This window comes from Virgibacillus xinjiangensis, from assembly GCF_042643145.1.
In the GTDB taxonomy this organism is placed as follows: Bacteria; Bacillota; Bacilli; order Bacillales; family Amphibacillaceae; genus Virgibacillus_O; species Virgibacillus_O xinjiangensis.
Map to the genome: position 1 here is coordinate 16114 of NZ_JBHRSA010000025.1, position 19639 is coordinate 35752.

The following is a 19639-nucleotide window of genomic DNA, read 5'->3' on the forward strand; positions in this document are numbered from 1 at the left end:
ATCCGTTGATAAAGAGAGTTGATTTGTAACACCATCATGGAAATTCATTGGAAACCTTCCAGGCCAACGAGTTGAGGTATTTTTTCCCATTTCACCTATTTTGGAGGAAATCATCAAAATTCAGGTTAGCTTGCTTCTATTTCAGGGTAGGAAATAGGAGAATTCAACCTTTACGAATAAGATGGTGATCATATGGGGCTCTACTATGTTAAGAAATATTTTAAAATGTCGAGACGTCAGCGGAAAAGTGAGTTGAAATCAACCCTTTGGTTCATGCCGCTTCGATATATTATTGGTGCGGTCGGTTTATCGGCATTTACCTTTTATCTCGATTATGTGGTGGATGTGGGCATGTATCTGCCGGCTGCGATCGGTTTCAGTGGTCAGACCCTGCAGGTGCTTTTGAGTGCACTGGTAGGAGGGGTGCTGACCTTGAGCGCTTTTACCATCAACTCCCTGCTCGTCGCCCTGACGACGTTCAGCGGACAGTTCTCATCCAAAATGCTCGTAAACTTTGTCAGTGATCGAGCAACCCAGCATGTGCTTGGTATTTTTAACGGCAGCTTCATCTATGTGCTATTGAACTTCTTGTATGTGACCCATGAAGAAGAGGAGTATATTGTCGCAACGCCGATCTTATCCATTCTTACAGCAATAACCGCAGCTGTGACATTTGTATATTTTATCAACCATACAGCGACCTGGATGCAGGTTCATAATATCAGCTTCAATATGAATGCCAAATCCAAACAGGTACAGGCTTCCTTGGAAAAAGAATTGAGGCCCTATCACCTCGATAAGGAGATGTATAGGGAATCCCTGCCTTCCAATTCAGATGGAAAGGTTATAAAAGCCAAGGAATCAGGATACCTTCAAGTCGCCAACTTTTCAAGATTGGTCAAACAGGCGAGCAGGGACGATATCCTTCTTAGATTCGAGGTGCGGATTGGAGAATTCGTCGTTGAAGGAACGCCACTGCTCACTTATTGGGAATACGGAAGAACCATCAACCCCGACCGTTATTATAAATCCATAGAGATAGGGATCAAACAAACAGAAATTCAAGATCTGGAGTATGGGCTGATCAAGCTTGCCGAAGTAGCCATCAAGGCTTTCGGTCATAATGACCCTCTCACGGTTACCAACACCATCCATCAAATTGCTGATTTGTTGAAAAGCATTGGCCAGTCAACGAATTTCTCTCCCTACCTGTTCGACCAGAATCAGCAGCTTCGTGTAATCTTGAATCTGAAGGATTTCCAGTATTATCTTCATAGAGGATTCGCTTCCATCCGTGAGTATGCCAACCAGAACTCCATCGTCATAACGGAGCTGATCACCATGGTATCCTTGTTGAGTAAAACGATGGACAAGGAAGTACATCAAGATTTATGGGAATTTGCCCGACAGACCATTTTTGGCTTTGATAACTACAGCCTCTACGAAAATGACTGCCTGTATATTTTGGAGCAATTATCCGAGCTCGCTAAAAACACGGGCAATCAGGAGGATTACCTTTTCCTGCTTGAATATATGCTGCAAAGAGTCAGTTCGAAGAGTGCCTCCAAGGTGCAGCCTTCTCTTTAAGTAGAAGATGCATAGGTAAGTCCATGCTGCATGCTGGTTCTTCAATTAACCCAAGCACAGGCGAAACGCTCAGAAAAATTGCTGAGCGTCTTGTCTGTTATGCTTGTGTTTCAGTAGTTGGTAATAACTAGTGCATAGTACTCTAGGCATTCCGCTTCCAAATTTGCATAAAGTCCGACCTCAAACCAGCCGGCAACTTATTGTGGCCGCTTCGTGGAAATGCCATCCCCTTCGTTTCTCTTTCTGGATTGCCTTCTATCTTCATCTGCCATGGAAGGAGCAGGTTTTTTATAAAAGTTTTCCCGCTTCTCTGCTGCATATGGAAGACGTTGCTCATCCTCTGCCATGCTGTTACCTCCTTTTCCCACGTAATGGGTTGTTATTATAAGCTTCTGCAACATCCATTGACCTATTCAAAAAATGTGGGGTGGCTCAGCAGATATCTTGCGTGTAATCTGCCGATAAAGCCGCGCACCTGGTGATATCGTGCGTGACCTGCGGATAAGTCCGTGCTTCAGCGGAAATCAGGAGCGACCTGCTGATAAATTGGAGCTCCAGCGGAAATCGCGCGCCATCTGCGGATAAATCTGCGCTCCAGATACCGATCGCGGCCTGCCGATAAGTCCATCACGCCGAATGAAGTGGAAACGATGAAAGAGCCTGTCGACCAGGCTTTCTTACTACGGTTTCTTGATGGACAGGTAAATCAAGTGACTTTGGCAGCAAAGAGGATTTCGCGCAGTATTGACGCGAAATCCTCTTTCTTACTTTTCATAGGTGAGCCAATTCCTAACAATATTGTTCAATGGTCTCTCTCAATCTATCTGCAATATAGGCTGGCCCTTTATCCAGCTCGGCTGAGGAGAACCTTATCCGCACAAATTTCTCGTCGATTTCCAATGCCTCTGCAAATAATCCGCCAAGACCTTTTGCACGCCGGTCTATCTGGAGAATGATGTCCAGGCCATTCGGCTTGACGAAGAACATTGCCTCCAATTCATCCAGGTCCTGCCGGAATTCGTTCATTGGCAGAAACTCAAATTCCTGGATATAACGGTATCTGCGAGAATACTCCATCTCCACTTCCCGCAGGCCGAACCCTAAATGATCCGTCACCGCAAGCAGGGCCGTCTCCATATACGGATGTGGGCTAATTTTAATGAAGTCACGATCTGTCGGATCGATTGCATTAGGCACATCCATCCCTGTCTGGATCCATACCTTTGTTTTGCCCATTGTAGGGGGCGTATGTATCGGAAGCGTGAAATGAAAATCGATTTCTTTCCAGTCGCCTTCCCCGATCGTGAACGAGCTGCCGATCACGAAGAAATCAAGGACCATATCTTCATGGTAGCTGCGTCCATCCTTTTCCTGCACCACTTCGGTCATGAGGAATAATTGGATCTTTTCCACATGTTGTTCAGTATTTCCACCTTGTACGATGATTTTCCCCCGCACAGGGCCGCCGGGCACCAGCTCGGTATGTTCCAGCTGCGTATCTACCTTCGCATTCCCTATCCCCACACTTGCCAAGATTTTTTTGAACATCTTTTTCCCTCCCTATATCTCCCATTATATACGATGGTTGGGCAAAATTGGTTTCAATATATTAGAGACCTGTTGGAAGCACCACATACCTATATAAGGCATGACATTGTGCCTAAAGAAAGCGTTTTATTGAGCAAACAGCACCTTATCCCTATGTTATATGCAGTTAAACTGAGTTAAACCCGTACATTCACCTTATTTTGGCGATTTGTGTACGTTTTTGGCGGTTGTAGGTTTCATGATGAAATTGATATATTAGAAAGCAGTTCGAAAAAATCAGCTGTTAAGCTGTCGGCAGCCTGTTGAAAACATAATAGAAAGGAAGTTGATAATTATGGGATCTGTTCAGTCTGCAAATCAGGCAAACACGGGCGATGACTACTCATTGGATCGAGTGCCCCGTGACAAAAGGAATATGGGGTGGCTGAGTATTACCAATATCACTTTCGGTATTGCTACAGCTATTTTCTATTTTCAAATGGGTAGTGTCATGGCACTTCAATTTGGAGCGGTTAATGCTATCATATCAGCTATTTATGCCATCATCGTTGCCGGAATACTAGGAACATTCATTGCATATCTTTCCGCAAAATCAGGGATGAACGTCAATCTATTATCCAGGGGCGGCGGCTTCGGATATATTGGTGCATCTTTGACCTCCTTCATCTATGCTACAAATTTCATTATGTATTGTGCGCTCGAGGGAATGATCCTTGTTGCTGCCGTACATGAATTCTTTCCTGCCATCCCGGAATGGGTGCTGATCATCATCTTTGGTACAGCAGTCATCCCCCTCAACTGGTTCGGGATCAAACAATTGGATAAACTGCAGAAATGGTCGCTGCCACTGTTTTTCGTATTTTTGGTTGCCGCTATCGTCATGGCAGCAATGACACCTTCAGTATATGAAGGAAGCTTCTGGTCCTATATGCCGGAAGGAGTACAAGTAGGTGGAACTGCATTGCTTCTGTGTATTGGAATGCAGCATGGAATCATGGGGCTTACCCCATTGCTTGCATCTGACTATGCCCGTTTTCTGAAACCGAAAGATATGAAAATTGGCATTTTCGCCATCGGATTCATTCCACAGATTTTCTGTTTCGGTGTGATGGGCGGACTAGGCATCTGGTTTGGTGTACGTCTGGGAGAACCGAATCCTGGTGTGTACATCGTCATGCTTCTAGGCATCTGGGGTGCGCTGTTCACCATGCTTACCCAAATCCGGATTAATATCACCAATATCTACAGCGGCTCCTTGTCACTGTCCACTTTCTTTGAAAATGTCTTTAAATTTGTCCCAGGACGTCGCTTCTGGGTAGTGATTACAGGCGTCTCTGCAATGATTCTCATGCTGGGAGGAATTGTCAATCACCTGGAATTGGTCATGACATTCCAAGGGGTGTTCCTCATGACATGGGCAGCCATTCTGGTTGCTGATGCAGTAATCGTTAAGAAAATGTTGAAAATCGGACCAAGATACTATGAAGCCAGACAGGATAACCTGTTCAAGTGGAATCCGGTCGGGGTCGCTTCCCTGCTGATCGCAAGCAGTCTAGGAACAATTGCAGCAGTAGGGCTGATGGGCGAATTCCTGCAAAGTACTGCCGCGTTCTTCGCCGCCATCTTAGCTGCACTCCTGACGGTTGGTCTGGCCATTGCTACAAAAGGGAAGTATTATATCAAACAAGATGCGAAAGATATAGAAACAGAAGATTATATCGCCTAATGAACGACCTGCCCCTATGGAAGGGGCAGGTTTTTTTACGGAAAAGCTTCCCAGGGAATGTGGGTATTTTATCCATTTCCTGCAAAGGAGGTAGGATATTTAGTGTCACGATGTGGAAAACCTTCATCTGGAATGGATGAAGGTTTTTTTAGATGGACAGGATGGAACAAAACAGTTCCTATGGCCCCCGACGCAATAGTATACTTAAAATAGAAGATATCGGTCTGTGCGATGATATCGGGCGGCCGAAGCAAAAATACAAAGATCGACAGATTAGCAGATAATGAGTAAGGCATATCAAGAAGGGAGATGGAATAAGAAATGGTAGAGGACAAAGTTGTATACATCACCGGCGCAGCAAGCGGAATCGGTTTGGAAATTGCCAAAGAGTTTGCCGGGGATGGGGCAAAGGTGGCCCTGTCCGATATGAATGGAGAGAAAGTGAAGGAAGCTGCCGAGAATTTGAAGCAGGAGGGCTTTGACTGTATCGGCCTGACTTGCGATGTGACCAAGGAACAGGAATTGAAACAGACCATCGACCAAACTGTGAAAACCTATGGTAGGCTTGATGTTCTGGTAAACAATGCGGGACTGCAGCATGTGGCCGCGCTGGAAGATTTCCCAACGGAGAAGTACGAGCAGATCATCAAGGTCATGCAAGTCGCTCCATTCATGGCGACCAAGCATGTATTTCCGATCATGAAAAAGCAGGGGAGCGGGCGGATCATCAATATGGCTTCGATCAATGGCCTGATCGGTTTCGCCGGAAAAGCTGCCTATAATAGCGCGAAACACGGCCTGATCGGCTTGACCAAGGTGGCTGCCCTTGAGGGTGCAGAGGACGGGATTACGGTGAATGCGATGTGTCCGGGGTATGTCGATACACCGCTCGTCCGCGGCCAGTTTGAGGATCTGGCGAAGAACCGGGGTGTACCGGTCGAGAAGGTGCTGGAAGAGGTCCTGTATCCCTTGGTCCCGCAGAAACGCCTCCTGGAGGTACAGGAGGTCGCGGATTATGTAGTGTTTCTCGCAAGTGACAAGGCAAAAGGTGTGACCGGACAAGCTGTTGTCCTGGACGGCGGTTACACGGCCCAGTAACGCAGTATTCTACACTAGAATGTCCTGTGTAATGAACGGTGATGTAATGATTGGGAATGCCATCGCTGCGGCAGAACGCTTCGCTTTCCGTGGGCACGGCCTCAGTCTCCTCGGAAGCAACGAACGCTTCCTGTGGGGCCTTCGGACTCGTGCTGCGCCCACAGGAGTCTACGCATTCTGCCACCGCTGGTTGAGTTTCTCTGATTTTTAGTGGTTATAGTTCGTAACATCAACGTTTTATCAATTTCAGTTATAATATGGTTCGTAAGGGAGAGAGACCGATTGTTTATTCCTCCTACAGTAATAATTGTTTGATGAAATCGCACCACCACAACTAGCGGAGGAAATCCACGGAGACTCCTGCGGGAACCGTGACCGGAGTGAGACCCCGGAGAACGTCAGTTCGAGGAGGCTCACGGGTCACCCGTGGAAAGCGTAGTGGAATTTACACAGCGGTGTGAGCAGCACACGCAAGGCTTATTGTGCAACCTGAAAAAGATTATTTGCTCTGAATGACCGTAGACGAAGCTCACGGGTCCCCCGCGGAAAGCGAAGTGGAATCTCCGCAGCGGTATGAGAGGCACACAAAACGCTTACCAAGCAACACACGACAATATCCATCGACATAAAAAAATGGAGGGGTGAAGGTATGGAGAATGTATATATTTTAGAAGGAGCTAGAACACCGTTTGGAACGTTTGGAGGAAGTCTGAAAGATGTCGGGCCGACAGATCTCGGAGCAACAGCAAGTAAGGAAGCGATGCGCCGCAGCGGGGTGAAACCGGAGGATATAGACTTTACGGTGATGGGCAATGTCATCCAGTCGGCAAAAAATGCTCCATATCTGTCGCGGCATGTGGCCCTATACAGTGGTGTGCCCCAGTCCAGTCCCGCTTTGACGGTGAACCGCTTATGCGGGTCAGGTCTGCAGTCGGTCGTTTCAGCAGCCCAGTCCATCATGCTGGGCGATGGCCGGGCAGCACTAGCTGGTGGTGCGGAAAATATGAGCCAAGCCCCACATGTCCTCCGGGGCGCCCGGTTTGGCACGAAAATGAAAGCCCCAGAAATGGGAGACATGCTCTGGGATACGCTGACCGATGAATATGTCGGTGCAGGCATGGGCATGACCGCAGAAAACCTGGCAGAAAAATTCGCCATTACCCGGGAAGAACAGGATGAATACGCGGCACTCAGCCACCAGCGGGCAACTGCTGCTAGAGAAGCAGGGAAATTTGCTGAGGAGATTGTACCGGTCGAGGTGAAGTCCAGAAAGGGTACGGTGAACGTCGACACAGACGAACATATCCGTGAGGGCACGACCGCCGAGAAGCTGGCAGGCTTGAAGCCATCCTTCAAAAAAGACGGAAGTGTCACCGGCGGCAACGCGAGCGGGATTAATGATGGTGCGGGAGCTGTTGTTGTCGCTGGAGAAAGCTTTGTCCAGGAGAAGGGACTGCAGCCCTTGGCGAAGATCGTCTCATACGGCATCCAGGGGGTCGACCCTGCCTACATGGGCATTGGCCCGGCACCAGCCATCAGAACAGCCTTGGAAAAAGCCGGCCTCGCTCTTGATGACATAGATCTTGTGGAAGTAAATGAAGCCTTCGCTTCCCAGTATATTGCCGTGGAAAAGGAATTGGGCCTGAATCGTGACAAAGTCAATGTCAATGGCGGTGCTATTGCGCTTGGGCATCCAGTCGGCGCAAGCGGGACACGTGTCCTTTATTCCCTCATCCGCGAATTGAAGCGGCGGAATCAGCGGTATGGCATTGCCTCCCTTTGTATCGGCGGCGGCCAGGGCATTGCCATGGTTGTCGAGATGGTCTGATCGATCCAAAGAAAAAGCTAAGACTTTGAGGAGGATGTTTCATGTTCGGCATAATTCTCGGGCTCATCGTATTGATGGTGCTGGCCTATTTGGACTGGTCCATCCTCTGGGTGGCGCCTATTGCTGCCGGTGTAGTCGCGCTCACCGGTGGTCTTGATTTATTGGAAGCATATACGGATACTTACATGAGTGGCTTCGTCGACTTTGCCAAAAGCTGGTTCCCCGTCTTCATGCTCGGGGCGATCTTTGGGAAATTGATGGAGGATACCGGGATGGCCCGTTCAGTGGCGGTCGCCTTGACCAAGGTGATCGGCACAAAGCGAGCCATCCTAGGTGTCCTCTCATCTGCGGCCGTTCTGACCTATGGTGGGGTCAGTCTGTTTGTTGTCGTGTTCGCGGTCTATCCGTTGGCACTTACCTTGTTTAGAGAGGCCAATATCAGCCGGCGTCTCATCCCGGGAACCGTCGCACTCGGAGCCTTCACGTTCACGATGACGGCGGTACCAGGGACACCACAAATCCAGAACCTCATCCCGACCGAGTATTTTCCCACCAATGCAATGGCAGCCCCAGTGATGGGTATTGCTGCGACAATCGTGATGGCGGTCGGCGGTTATTTCTACCTGCGCTGGCGGGAAAAGAAGCTAGCTGCAGCCGGGGAAACTTATACCGAGCCGAAGAATAAGAACATCGTCAATGAGGAAGGGGATACCCCGAATTTCCTGCTGTCGATTCTACCGCTATTGACTGTGCTCCTTACACTGAATCTATTAGGCTGGGATATTGTAGTGGCACTGCTGTCAGGGATTGTGCTGATTCTCTTGTTGAACCTGGCAAAATTCAAGCGCTTCGTCCAAGCGATCAACAACGGTGCGACCGGGTCGGTTACAGCCATCATCAACACAAGTGCAGCGGTCGGCTTCGGTACCGTCGTTCAGTCCGTGCCCGGATTTGACCGGCTCACCGAGATCTTGATGGGCATTAGAGGCAACCCGCTCATATCCGAAGCAGTAGCCGTGAATTTGCTCGCCGGTGCAACCGGTTCTGCGTCCGGCGGGATGGGCATCGCCCTGGAAGCCCTCGGCTCACGCTATTACGAGATTGCCCAACAGACAGGCATTGACCCGGAGGCATTCCACCGGGTAGCCTCCCTGTCCTCCGGTGGTCTCGATGCCCTGCCGCATAACGGTGCCGTGCTTACACTTCTTACCATCACAGGCATGACCCACAAAGACAGCTATAAAGATATCTTTATTGTAGCTGTAGCGATTCCAGTCGTATCAGTAGCAGTTGCTATATTGATCGCTTCGATGGGGATCTATTAATCTCAGGAAGCCGCTGTCCCGCATCAATGGGGCAGCGGCTTTTCACTTGGGCTCTGACACCTCTCATACGGGCGGCACAGCCCCCCACTCGGTCCTCACAGCTTCCCACTCGGTCCTCACAGCTTCCCACTCGGTCCTCACAGCTTCCCACTCGGTCCCCACGCCCCGCACTCGGGCCCGGCCACCTCACACTCGGGCGGCACAGCCCCGCACTCGGGCCCGGCCACCTCGCACTCGCCCCCACCATTTAACAGAAAATTTATACAAACCCATTTACAAATCAAGAACATCCACCTATAATGACGTTAACCCATACATAACGGAGGTTGACATTAGTATGAAGCTGAACCATTTAATCTATGTATCTATGTTTGCGGCAATTATGGGTGCACTGGGTATCCTGCCGCCCATCCCACTGGGATTCTCGCCAGTGCCGATTACCATGCAGACGCTTGGGGTTATGTTGGCGGGCAGTGTGCTGGGGGCGCATTTGGGAGCAAGGTACGCGGCGCTCAGTCAAATACTTTTCCTCTTGCTGGTAGCGGCTGGAGCTCCATTGCTTTCCGGCGGGCGTGGGGGATTGGGAGTATTTTTCACGCCATCAGCAGGCTACTTTATCGGCTGGGTAGTAGGCGCATTTGTCATCGCTTTGCTTTGCCAGCGCATGAAAAACGTGTCCACAATGAAGATGATTGCGGCTAACGTCCTCGGCGGTGTGCTCATCATTTATCTATTTGGTGTGCCGGTACAGGCCTGGATGATGCAAATTGCTCTCAGTGAAGCAGCAGTCCTCAGTCTGGCATTCTTACCGGGCGATCTATTGAAAGTCGTGATGGCATCGCTGATTGCCGTGCGGCTATATCATGTAGTGCCTTTCAAAAGGGAGGCACAGGCAGCGAGATGAATATAACAGAGAACTATCAGACACATGCGATAAGCTGTCCGGATAAGCCCGCACTCATCATCGGGAAGGAAGTTATTTCCTACCATGAGTGGCATATGCTTGTACAGCGGGCGGCCGCAGTCTTCCAACAGGAGAATGCCACCCATCACCGGGTGGCGATTTTTCTCCCCAATGGCCTGGAATTTTTACAAGTTTTTGCGGGAGCAAGTGCTGCCGGCTGGGCAAGTATTGTTTGCGATATACGCTGGAAAGAACGGGAAATAAGGGACCGTCTGAGGCAGTCGGAACCTGACCTGGTTATTGCTGCTGCTAGCATGGAACATCTCTTTACTGATCAGAAGTTCCTGGCAGTGGAGGAATTACAGAAATGGATGAAAGGGACCTATAGCAAGCTTACAGAAGGAAATCCGTCGTTTTATATCGGCTTCACCTCAGGGTCGACAGGAGAGCCTAAAACATTCGTCCGTTCTCATGCATCCTGGGTGGAAACTTTCCGATGCAATCAAGTGGATCTCGGTATGACTCGGGAAAATCATGTTCTGATTCCAGGTTCGTTTGTAAATTCTACCTTCCTCTATGGGGCGATCAGTACCTTGTATCTCGGAGGGACGGTTCATCTATTGAAAAAGTTCTCTCCTTCGCAGATGATACAGTCCATCCAAGCAGAGCCGATTACCCATGTCTATGTGGTGCCCACCATGCTGCAAGCCTTGGTGGATGCAGGGTACAAGGGGAAGGAGGATTGTACATTCATTTCAACTGGTGCCAAATGGCTTCCCTCCTTGAAACAGGAGATGCGGCGGAGGTTCCCTTATGCGTCCTTCTATGAGTTCTATGGTTCCTCCGAGCTGAGCTATATCACTTATTTGAAGGATGAGGAGCAAGCGGAACATGGTGATTCGGTCGGCAGGCCTTTTCACAATGTAGAAGTGACGATCCGCCGTGAAGATGGAGAAGAGGCGGAACCGGGAGAAGAAGGTGTACTATATGCCCGGAGCCGGATGATTTTCGATGGCTATATGGATAATGAAGAGGCAACCGCCGAAGTGTTTGCCGGTGAATGGGCAACCGTCCATGACATTGCCAGACAGGATGAAGACGGGTTTGTTTACATAGTGGGCAGAAAGAATGAAATGATTTTATATGGCGGCATGAACATTTATCCTCAAGAAATTGAACAGGTGTTGAAAAAAATCCCTGGTGTCGAGGAAGCTGTTGTATTCGGTGTGAAGGATAAGTATTGGGGAGAGAAAGTAGCCGCTGTCTATCAGGGCAATATAAGTATTCGTGAACTGAAAGCCCATTGTCTGAAACACCTGTCCACCTATAAAATCCCAAGAGTATGGAGGAAGATGGAACAGCTGCCTCATACCACCGGTGGAAAGGTTTCACGCCGGGAGGCCAGAAACTGGCTGGAGACTGAGATTACTTCATGAAGAGAGCAGTGATTGTCCAAGCGAAACGGACACCCATCGGTAAACAGAATGGAATGCTCAAAGCCCTGCCGCCTGAGACACTTGCCGCATCGGTGATCCAAGAGCTGGTTCAGGGGCTGGATCAACCCGTGGATGACATCCTGTTTGGCAATGCAGTCGGTCCAGGTGGGAATGTTGCAAGGTTATCTGCCCTTGAGAGCGGGCAGCCTACCTCCGTTCCCGGCCTGACAATCGACCGGCAATGTGGGTCAGGCTTGGAAGCCATCCGGCTGGCATGTCATCTCATCCAAGGTGGTGCAGGAGAAATCTTTATTGCCGGTGGTGTGGAAAGCAGCAGCCAGTCACCATATAAGAAACGGGCTCGCTTCTCTCCCGAATCCATCGGTGATCCGGATATGGGGTGGGCTGCTGATCGGATAGCCGAAAGATACGGAATCACCAAAGAGATGCAGGATGACTATGCATTGCTCAGCTACCGGCGGGCCGTTGATTCCTTGAAAAAGGGCTGTTTTATGGAAGAGCTTGTATCACTGCCGGGAATTCCGATGAAAGATGAAAGCATTCATCCGAGACTAGATTATGAACGGATGCTTGCGCGGCTTTCTCCTTGCTTCACGGCAAATGGGACGGTAACTATGGGGAATTGCTGCGGTATCAATGATGGAGCAGCAGCTGTCTTGATCATGTCCGAGGAAAAAGCCGATCAACTTGGGTATGAGCCGGTTCTTCGGTTCAAGAACAGCGCAGTGGCTGGAGTTGATCCCAATTATCCGGTGATCGGTGCTATAGAGGCTACCTCACGATTGTTGGAAAAGGAAGGATTAAATCCTACAGACATCGACTTGGTCGAATTGAACGAAGCATTCGCCGTAAAGCCGGTGCTGTTTTCACGAGAACTCTCCATTCCCTATGAGAAAATGAATGTGGGAGGCGGCGCTATTGCGTTCGGCCATCCCTATGGTGCATCAGGTGCCATATTGCTGACGCGGCTGTTTCATGAAGCCCAGCCCCATAGGGCCAAATATTGTCTGTCCGCCATTGGCATCGGAGGCGGGCTCGGAATTTCCGTGTTATTGGAAGTGATGAGTAAGTAGGATAGATCCGTCATCTGATTAACATCCGTCCATTAATCTGAGAAATATCTACAAAAAGCCAACAGCCCCTTGAGTGGGCTGTTTTACTATCTCTGAGGCGATGGAACTATTAAAACGTAGAGGATACAGGCTTAATCACTAATTTCATTGTATTTCGTTAAAATGTATGTCGAAATGGTTTATATTCTGTGAATATTCAATTATATTAATAATAATAACCAATCTGAATGGCTTACTGGAGAAGGAGGTCCACATGGGAACAAAGGAGATGATCATTGGATGAAAAAGAAATACATGGCCGCTATTTTTCTATATGGGTCCGCTTTGTTTATGCTTGTTGGTTCCTTCACCTATGCCGGCAAGGAGAAGGAAGGCTTCACTTCTGGAGAGGTGGATTTCATGGAACTGTCCTCTCCCGTGATTTCCAATCCTGTAGAGCTGCCGGAAAAGAATGATCAACTGAGGTTCAGTACGATAGCTCCTCCGTTGATGGTTGGAGATGGTGAAAACACGTATGAAAGGTATGGAGATACAGAGACACAGGCCAAAGGCATTTTTGAAAATCTGGAAGCCCAACTGGAAGAAAGGGACCTTTCTTTATCGGATGTGACCCACCTCCGTGTCTATATCGTTTCCGACTCCAATAATGGAGGAGAGCCTGATTTTGACGGGTTTTTCGCTGCCTATGAGGAATTCTTTGATGCGGAAGAAAAGGAGCTGAGTCCAACCCACACAGTCGTCGGCGTGGATCGTCTCATCGACCCGGAATGGCTGATCGAGATCGAGGCGGTCATTTCCTCCTCCTCCTAAACCCTAGTGCTGCCGCAGTGTCATGCTGCGGCTTTCTTTGAGTAGGTGGAGATGCTGGACGCTAAATGCGTACTTCATACTAGTAGCATAGTAAGCCTTGCGTGAGCCTTCTGCACCGCTGCGGAAATTCCACTGCGCTTTCCGTGGGAGCCTCGTAAGTCTCCTCGCATCGTCATTGAGTTCAAATGAATCCTTTAGAACTGCCTACCAAGCCTTGTGTGTGCATCCCACACCGCTGCGGAAATTCCACTACGCTTTCCACGGGTGACCCGTGAGCTTCCTCGAACTATCGTTCTCCAGGATCTCACGTTGGCCACTTTTCCTGAGGGAGTCTCCATGGATTTCCTCCGCTGGTTGTAGTGGTTACAACCTTTTTATCTAGCATTAAGTCTTTTTCCTAGCAAGAGAATATATGGTGAATCGCTCACTAGAACCAGTAAATATAATCCAGCGGAGACAAAATACGTAGACTCCAGTGGGAACAGCACGAGTCTGAAGGCCCCGGAAGAAGTGCATTTCTTCTGAGGAGACTGAGGCCGTGCCCACGGAAAGCGAAGTATGTTGGCGTAGCGGTGGTATAGATTAGCAACCGATGCTCGGAAAAATTCACTTTATAAATATCTGCTAAAAACCATTCCACTCAAAAACCCCTTTCCATTCATCACGGAGAGGGGTCTCATTTCTTATATTCATCCGTTATTATTCCGTTACCGCTTCCTTGGCAGCCTCTACTTTCCATTGCTTATTCGGCTGGATACTGGAATTCAGTTTCTGGGCAAACGATTCTGCCGACTGGGAGTCAGGGAATGTCTTAGCCAAGTCGCTGTTGGATTTCGTCAGAATTTCAGTAGCACCATTTATCCTTCTTACAAGAATAAACATAGCATTAACTCCCTTCCTGGTTCAGCCACACCTAGCTGTACAAGTATTATCTCATAAAAGGGGAGGGAGAAGAGAGATTTAACAGAAGTGTAATGTAAATATAAAATTAGCTTGAGAAATCTCTGGAATCACTCGGCTTTTGTAGAATGGAAAGAGAGAATAATAATAGTTTTTGTCGAAATGACTTAGATTCTGTAAAGCGGTTGTTAATCATTTTTAGAAAGTTAATAGGTTTTGTAATCTATTTGTAATAATAGAGGCTCAAGATTGCTGCCGTCGGCTTGTCGTTGCCAATGGACAGAATGGTTCCATTGGCTACTCTCATAGGAACTGCTATGATAAATGGTAAATTGCTTGAAGAAAGGGAGGGTCCGTGTTGATGAAATGAAAGAAATGGATCACCGAACATAAAGCGGCTGTCTGGCTGCTTGTATTGCTTATCACGTTATTATGGGGCTATGCCTGGGTAGTGATGAAGGCAGCCCTCGAATACATGGGTCCTTTCATGTTTTCCTCTTTCCGTTTCGGGACAGGTGCGGTCACTCTGTTGCTCGTCGTCTGGATCATGAAAATCGGCCTGCCGCCGAAAGAATATTGGAAGCATCTCATCATCGTCGGGATCCTGCAGACGGCTATCGTTTTCCTGCTGGTCATGTACGGCCTCATGTTTGTCGATGCCGGAAAGTCGTCGGTTCTGCTATATTCCATGCCGATGTTCAGCAGCCTGTTGGCAGTGAGGTTCCTCCATGAAAAACTGACACCAGCCAAATCAATCGGTTTGGCTATCGGCATGATCGGACTGCTGACGATTTTAGGATGGGACATCTGGATTGGTCAGCCCGCTGAAGTGATCTTCGGTGAAGTTTTGATCATTATTGGCGCTTTTTCTTGGGCGGTATCGAATACATATTTCCGCCTGCACGTGCAGGATCTGCCAAAAATCCAGTCGTCCGCTTATCAAATGCTGTTCGGGGCCATCGCTATCATCCTGGTGACAGTTTTTACAGAATCGGGCGAACCGGTGAGTTGGAACCTTGACCTCATCTATTATATTCTGTTCTCCGGGGTTCTCGCATCAGCCCTATGTTTCACCGTCTGGTTCATCATCATGAGCAGGCTGGATATGGTGAGCGCGACCATATCAACACTTCTTGTTCCGATTTTCGGCCTCCTGTTCAGCAGTATTCTATTAGGGGAAACCATGACAATAGGGATTCTGGCAGGCTCCGCGATGATCATTACAGGAATCATCATTGCTACCGTCAGATGGAAACACCCCCGGGTCGGAGACAGCCACGCTCGGAGTTCCTAAATCCTATACCCGAAGTCCAACATGCAAAGCCACTTAAAAAAGAAAGTGCCCTCGGCGTAAAGCCGTGGGCGTTTTCTGCTGTTTGGGCAGGATCAGTATTCGCAGACACTCCAGCAGTATGCAACAAGCTGTATTTTTTTCCATTCTAAATCCCCTTTACAAAATTCGAAAGATTGTATACCATAAAGACACATGAAAACTGCATAACCGACAACAAGCACTAGGGGAGCTGTCCGAAAAGGCGGCTGAGAGGATACATGTCTGACCCTTGGAACCCGATCTGGATAATACCAGCGTGGGGAAGTGCAGTTCACTGTATGATACATGAGATGATGAATCGATACGTGCAAACTGCATTCCCGCGGGAGTGCAGTTTTTTTGTACATATCCAAAAAAAGGAGGAAAAAACATGAGCAATAAAAGTTGTGGGACAAGCAGAATCGCGGGGTGTCAATTCACCCTGTATCCGATGAGCGACAAATTCGTCGATATCATTCTCGGGGCGTTGGAAGAGGTGGATACATCGAAGGTATGGAAGGATACCGATGACGTGAGCACCTGTGTACGCGGCAAGATGACACATGTATTCGATGTGACCAAGGCGATCTTCTTGCATGCAGCTAAAACAGGGGACCATGTGGCAATGAATGGGACATTCTCCATCGGCTGTCCAGGAGACACGGAAGCCGATGCTTATATGGATGAAGCGGATGAGCCATTGAATGAGGAAAAATCACAACAGATCTCCCAACAGGCAGGGTGCAAGTTTTCCCTATATCCAATGGGCAGAGAGGATTATATGGACGCAATCTATAAACAGATCGATCTATCCAAACACCGCAACGTAGAAGTCAGCCATGCCCATTACGCCACCCGTCTGGACGGTGATGTGAAGGATATTTTCCAGGCGCTGCATCAGTCTTTTGACAGCGTGCAGGAAAAGGTCTCCCATGTGACCATGACGTTTGCGATTTCAGCGAACAGCCCATCAAATCAAGCATAAGGAGTTGAAAATATGACCAAGCATTGGAAATTGAAAGAAATTGTCCTGATGTCCGTATTGGGTGTTGTTTTCGGTGTCATCTATTTGGCTTTTTTCCTTGTCGGGCAGGGGATCCGAAATGTGCTGGTTCCGTTTGGATTGGCACCGTTCGGCTACGAGATCATCTTCGGCATCTGGTTCATTGTGTCGATCATGGCAGCCTATATCCTGCGCAAGCCTGGCGTCGCTTTTACGGCAGAGGTGATTGCCGGTGTTGTCGAGGTCCTGCTCGGTTCTGCAGCAGGTCCCGGTTTGATTCTTGCTGCCGCCATCCAAGGTTTGGGTGCAGAAGCTGCATTTGCGGCAACGAAATGGAAGGATTATCGCCTGCGTATATTGGTGCTGTCGGGAGTTTCCGCCGCCATTTTCAGCTTTGTCTGGAACCTGTTTTCTGCCGGTAATATTGCTCTCGCACCATGGCTGATTGTTTCTACACTGATTGTAAGGATGATCAGCGGTGCGCTGCTTGCAGGTGTACTTGGCAAGTGGCTCAGTGACCAGCTGGCCAAAACCGGGGTCCTGCGAGGCTATGCTTTAGGGAAGGAATTGCAAAGGAAGCGGAAATATGGAGTGGCATAAGGGAAGAGGGAGACCGATGATCGAAGTGCGTGATTACTCCTTTTCCTATGAGGAGGATGGGCAGCCCTTGTTTGACCAGCTAACCTTCAACCTTTATCCAAATGAGGTGACACTTCTGATGGGGGCGAGCGGTGCCGGGAAGAGCAGCCTCGCCCTTTGTCTGAATGGGCTTTATCCTGATGCAGTAGAAGGAGTTGCCTCCGGGGATATCTTTTTTCACGGGAAAAACATCCGCGAGTTTGAGAAGGGAGAGCTGAATCAGGAGATCGGCATCGTCTTCCAAGATCCGGAAAGCCAGTTTTGCATGATAACCGTGGAGGATGAGTTGGCCTTCACTTTGGAAAACCGGAAAATCCCTCGTTCAGAGATGAAAGAGCGGATACCTGCCATTCTTCAAGCAGTCGGCATGGAAGGCTATGAGAAAAACAAAATTCATGAGCTGTCCGGCGGGCAAAAACAAAAGGTTGCACTAGCGGCCGTACTCTTACTGGAGCCGGAAATGCTGATTCTTGATGAACCGACCGCCAATCTGGATCCGGTCTCAAGCCAGGAATTCGTAGAACTGGTGGAAAGCATTCAAAAGGAACGGGGGATGTCGGTACTGATCATTGAACACCAAGCCGATGACTGGCTTGAATTGCTGGACCGTGTGCTGGTGATCGGCAACGGTGGGCAGTTGATTGCCGATAATGGACCTGATCAGCTTTTCACCAATCAGAAACAGCTGCTCGAACAGATTGGTGTATTCCTGCCAAGAGAATATTCCCATCAAAAGGATTTGCGCGACCTCCTTCCGGAATCATCCCCTTCACAGGAAAAAATTCTTTCCGTGAACGGGCTTGTTTTTTCCCGGAAGAGACGGGAAATACTGAAGGATGTGAGTATGGACATCCATGGCGGAGAATTCGTAGCAATCATCGGTGAGAATGGGGCAGGAAAGTCGACCCTGCTTCAATTGATGGCAGGACTCCTGACACCGAAGAGGGGAGATGTTTCCATGTCCGGCCGCTCACTGGAGAAATGGGAGGAAAATGAGCTCCGCAGGCGGCTGGGCTTTGTCTTTCAGAATCCAGAGCATCAGTTCATTACCGATACGGTCTATGAGGAGCTGACCTTCGGAATGAAGCTGAATGGATGTACCGAGGAGGAAATGGAAAGAGCGGCAGCAGAACGGATGGAACAGTTCCACCTCAAAAGCCATCGTCACAGCAATCCTTTTTCATTGAGCGGCGGCCAGAAGCGACGGTTGAGTGTCGCAACGGTGCTCGATGAGACACCAGACATCCTATTGTTCGATGAGCCGACATTCGGCCAGGACGCAGCGACTACTGCTGAATTGATGACCTATATCATGGATTTGCGGAGGAAGGGTACAGCCATCGTGTTCGTGACCCATGACATGGATATCGTCGATGCCGCAGACCGTGCGTTTGTACTGCAGCATGGGGAAATGGCTTTTGCTGGAAAGCCGGAGGACTTATGGGAGAAGACCCGTCTTCTGCAGGAGGCAAGGTTGACCCTGCCGTCAAGGCTGAGAAACAGATCGAGAGTAGGTGAACGGTATGATCTCGTCCATTAATCCGAGCATCAAGGCATTCGCCGTCCTGCTGCCTGGTATTCTGCTTGGTTTTACGTTTGATGTGTTCACGCCGCTGTTGTATTTCGTCTTTATTCTCGGCATTACTTTTACCATGTCCGATATTCCTGTGCTCCGCTGGCTGAAGCTATTCAGCCCCTTTGTATTGGTTGCCCTTGGCTTTGCCTGGATGACGGTGTTGTACGCCAATCAGACGTTTTCTTATGGGGAAGTGGTATTCACCTTGTGGAACCTGGAAATCACCACAGGCAGCATTCAGACCGGAATCAGCCTCGCGCTCCGCTCTCTCTGTTTCGGAGCCCTTTCCTTATTATTCATTCTGACAACCGATTCGACCAAACTGATGCTGAGCTTCATGCAACAGTGCAAGCTTCCCCCGAAAATCACGTTCGGCATCCTGGCCGGCTACAGGTTCCTGCCGATTTTCCGGCATGAACTGCAAGTGCTCAAACAGGCCCACCATATCCGGGGGATCGGACGGGCTCGCGGCATAAAGGGCCGCATCAACCAATTCCGCCGTTATGCCATCCCTCTTTTGGCCAATGGCATCCGCAAGGCGGAACGTGTAGCTATTGCGATGGAATCGAAGGGATTCACCGGAGATCCTGATCGCACGCATTATCATCAAATGACCGTCGGTAAACGTGACTGGATGTTCTTCATACTGATGATCGGCATGCTGGCTGCCGTGTTCTGGTTGTCGTATCATCTTGAATATTTGAATATATTCGGAAAACGTTATTGAAAGGCAAAAGGCCGGAGGGATGCCCCTTCGGCCTTTGATTATGATTTGCGGCTATACCATGTGATAGGCTCGGCTGCTAACCTATTGGAAAACTCGATTCTAATTGTGTGGTTCGGTAAGCGAAGA

The 19639-nt window shown here is 49.0% G+C and carries 17 protein-coding genes and 1 riboswitch; of the genes, 14 read left to right on the plus strand and 3 right to left on the minus strand.

All coding sequences use genetic code 11. The features are described 5' to 3' along the window. Positions 1-225 precede the first annotated feature (225 nt). On the plus strand, positions 226-1587 hold the full coding sequence (locus tag ACFOGI_RS05965; protein ID WP_390269922.1) for a DUF2254 domain-containing protein: 1362 nt from the start codon (positions 226-228) through the stop codon (positions 1585-1587). Positions 1588-1784: 197 nt separating this feature from the next. On the opposite strand, the gene ACFOGI_RS05970 is transcribed toward ACFOGI_RS05965, so the two are convergent. Both ACFOGI_RS05970 and ACFOGI_RS05975 read right to left on the minus strand, forming a co-directional pair. After that, entirely contained in the window at positions 1785-1934 is a 150-nt protein-coding gene (locus ACFOGI_RS05970; RefSeq protein ID WP_390269925.1) for a hypothetical protein, read from the minus strand. Positions 1935-2376: 442 nt separating this feature from the next. After that, the gene (locus ACFOGI_RS05975) at positions 2377-3135 is read right to left on the minus strand and encodes a sporulation protein (protein WP_390269928.1); all 759 of its coding nucleotides are present in this window, start codon (positions 3133-3135) and stop codon (positions 2377-2379) included. A gap of 334 nt (positions 3136-3469) precedes the next feature. On the opposite strand from ACFOGI_RS05975, the gene ACFOGI_RS05980 reads away from it, so the two are divergent. The 8 genes from ACFOGI_RS05980 to ACFOGI_RS06015 all read left to right on the plus strand — a co-directional run bounded on the left by ACFOGI_RS05980 (position 3470) and on the right by ACFOGI_RS06015 (position 13356). After that, positions 3470-4861: a purine-cytosine permease family protein gene (locus ACFOGI_RS05980; RefSeq protein ID WP_390269931.1), complete on the plus strand. Its 1392-nt coding sequence runs from the start codon at positions 3470-3472 to the stop codon at positions 4859-4861. Between the two features lie 321 nt (positions 4862-5182). After that, entirely contained in the window at positions 5183-5959 is a 777-nt protein-coding gene (locus ACFOGI_RS05985) for a 3-hydroxybutyrate dehydrogenase (RefSeq protein ID WP_390269934.1), read from the plus strand. 649 nt (positions 5960-6608) lie between these two features. Further along, positions 6609-7787: an acetyl-CoA C-acetyltransferase gene (locus ACFOGI_RS05990; RefSeq protein WP_390269937.1), complete on the plus strand. Its 1179-nt coding sequence runs from the start codon at positions 6609-6611 to the stop codon at positions 7785-7787. Between the two features lie 41 nt (positions 7788-7828). Continuing rightward, complete coding sequence (locus ACFOGI_RS05995; RefSeq protein WP_390269940.1) at positions 7829-9112, plus strand: GntP family permease; 1284 nt, start codon at positions 7829-7831, stop codon at positions 9110-9112. A gap of 337 nt (positions 9113-9449) precedes the next feature. Next, positions 9450-10016 (plus strand): biotin transporter BioY, encoded by a 567-nt coding sequence (locus tag ACFOGI_RS06000; RefSeq protein WP_390269943.1) that lies wholly within the window; start codon positions 9450-9452, stop codon positions 10014-10016. Next, the gene (locus tag ACFOGI_RS06005) at positions 10013-11452 is read left to right on the plus strand and encodes an AMP-binding protein (protein WP_390269946.1); all 1440 of its coding nucleotides are present in this window, start codon (positions 10013-10015) and stop codon (positions 11450-11452) included. Before ACFOGI_RS06000 ends, ACFOGI_RS06005 begins: the two co-directional genes overlap by 4 nt. Further along, a complete protein-coding gene (locus tag ACFOGI_RS06010) occupies positions 11449-12546 on the plus strand; it encodes an acetyl-CoA C-acyltransferase (RefSeq protein WP_390269948.1) in 1098 nt (365 codons plus the stop codon). The genes ACFOGI_RS06005 and ACFOGI_RS06010 overlap by 4 nt, the downstream gene beginning before the upstream one ends. A 279-nt stretch (positions 12547-12825) precedes the next feature. After that, positions 12826-13356, plus strand: a complete 531-nt coding sequence (locus tag ACFOGI_RS06015) for a Rid family hydrolase (RefSeq protein ID WP_390269951.1) — start codon at positions 12826-12828, stop codon at positions 13354-13356. Positions 13357-14055: 699 nt separating this feature from the next. Here the strand turns inward: ACFOGI_RS06015 and ACFOGI_RS06020 are convergent. Beyond that, a complete protein-coding gene (locus tag ACFOGI_RS06020; protein ID WP_390269954.1) occupies positions 14056-14238 on the minus strand; it encodes a hypothetical protein in 183 nt (60 codons plus the stop codon). A 433-nt stretch (positions 14239-14671) separates the two neighbouring features. On the opposite strand from ACFOGI_RS06020, the gene ACFOGI_RS06025 reads away from it, so the two are divergent. From ACFOGI_RS06025 to ACFOGI_RS06045, 5 genes are all read left to right on the plus strand, one after another. Continuing rightward, complete coding sequence (locus tag ACFOGI_RS06025; RefSeq protein WP_390269957.1) at positions 14672-15550, plus strand: DMT family transporter; 879 nt, start codon at positions 14672-14674, stop codon at positions 15548-15550. Positions 15551-15762: 212 nt separating this feature from the next. Continuing rightward, a riboswitch (TPP riboswitch) is annotated at positions 15763-15869 on the plus strand. 90 nt (positions 15870-15959) lie between these two features. Then, positions 15960-16553, plus strand: coding sequence for a YkoF family thiamine/hydroxymethylpyrimidine-binding protein (locus tag ACFOGI_RS06030; RefSeq protein ID WP_390269961.1), 594 nt, complete (start codon positions 15960-15962; stop codon positions 16551-16553). A gap of 12 nt (positions 16554-16565) precedes the next feature. Then, positions 16566-17171, plus strand: coding sequence for an ECF transporter S component (locus ACFOGI_RS06035; RefSeq protein ID WP_390269964.1), 606 nt, complete (start codon positions 16566-16568; stop codon positions 17169-17171). Between the two features lie 16 nt (positions 17172-17187). Continuing rightward, on the plus strand, positions 17188-18750 hold the full coding sequence (locus tag ACFOGI_RS06040) for an ABC transporter ATP-binding protein (RefSeq protein ID WP_390269966.1): 1563 nt from the start codon (positions 17188-17190) through the stop codon (positions 18748-18750). Then, positions 18734-19513 carry an energy-coupling factor transporter transmembrane component T family protein gene (locus ACFOGI_RS06045; RefSeq protein ID WP_390269969.1) on the plus strand — a complete coding sequence of 260 codons (780 nt, stop codon included), beginning with the start codon at positions 18734-18736 and terminating at the stop codon, positions 19511-19513. The genes ACFOGI_RS06040 and ACFOGI_RS06045 overlap by 17 nt, the downstream gene beginning before the upstream one ends. Positions 19514-19639: the final 126 nt, after the last annotated feature.

Bases quoted from the DNA above. Each gene is read 5' to 3' on its own strand.
- ACFOGI_RS05965 (WP_390269922.1), top strand. From the start codon at position 226: ATGTCGAGACGTCAGCGGAAAAGTGAGTTGAAATCAACCCTTTGGTTC.
- ACFOGI_RS05970 (WP_390269925.1), bottom strand. From the start codon at position 1,934: ATGGCAGAGGATGAGCAACGTCTTCCATATGCAGCAGAGAAGCGGGAA.
- ACFOGI_RS05975 (WP_390269928.1), bottom strand. From the start codon at position 3,135: ATGTTCAAAAAAATCTTGGCAAGTGTGGGGATAGGGAATGCGAAGGTA.
- ACFOGI_RS05980 (WP_390269931.1), top strand. From the start codon at position 3,470: ATGGGATCTGTTCAGTCTGCAAATCAGGCAAACACGGGCGATGACTAC.
- ACFOGI_RS05985 (WP_390269934.1), top strand. From the start codon at position 5,183: ATGGTAGAGGACAAAGTTGTATACATCACCGGCGCAGCAAGCGGAATC.
- ACFOGI_RS05990 (WP_390269937.1), top strand. From the start codon at position 6,609: ATGGAGAATGTATATATTTTAGAAGGAGCTAGAACACCGTTTGGAACG.
- ACFOGI_RS05995 (WP_390269940.1), top strand. From the start codon at position 7,829: ATGTTCGGCATAATTCTCGGGCTCATCGTATTGATGGTGCTGGCCTAT.
- ACFOGI_RS06000 (WP_390269943.1), top strand. From the start codon at position 9,450: ATGAAGCTGAACCATTTAATCTATGTATCTATGTTTGCGGCAATTATG.
- ACFOGI_RS06005 (WP_390269946.1), top strand. From the start codon at position 10,013: ATGAATATAACAGAGAACTATCAGACACATGCGATAAGCTGTCCGGAT.
- ACFOGI_RS06010 (WP_390269948.1), top strand. From the start codon at position 11,449: ATGAAGAGAGCAGTGATTGTCCAAGCGAAACGGACACCCATCGGTAAA.
- ACFOGI_RS06015 (WP_390269951.1), top strand. From the start codon at position 12,826: ATGAAAAAGAAATACATGGCCGCTATTTTTCTATATGGGTCCGCTTTG.
- ACFOGI_RS06020 (WP_390269954.1), bottom strand. From the start codon at position 14,238: ATGTTTATTCTTGTAAGAAGGATAAATGGTGCTACTGAAATTCTGACG.
- ACFOGI_RS06030 (WP_390269961.1), top strand. From the start codon at position 15,960: ATGAGCAATAAAAGTTGTGGGACAAGCAGAATCGCGGGGTGTCAATTC.
- ACFOGI_RS06035 (WP_390269964.1), top strand. From the start codon at position 16,566: ATGACCAAGCATTGGAAATTGAAAGAAATTGTCCTGATGTCCGTATTG.
- ACFOGI_RS06040 (WP_390269966.1), top strand. From the start codon at position 17,188: ATGATCGAAGTGCGTGATTACTCCTTTTCCTATGAGGAGGATGGGCAG.
- ACFOGI_RS06045 (WP_390269969.1), top strand. From the start codon at position 18,734: ATGATCTCGTCCATTAATCCGAGCATCAAGGCATTCGCCGTCCTGCTG.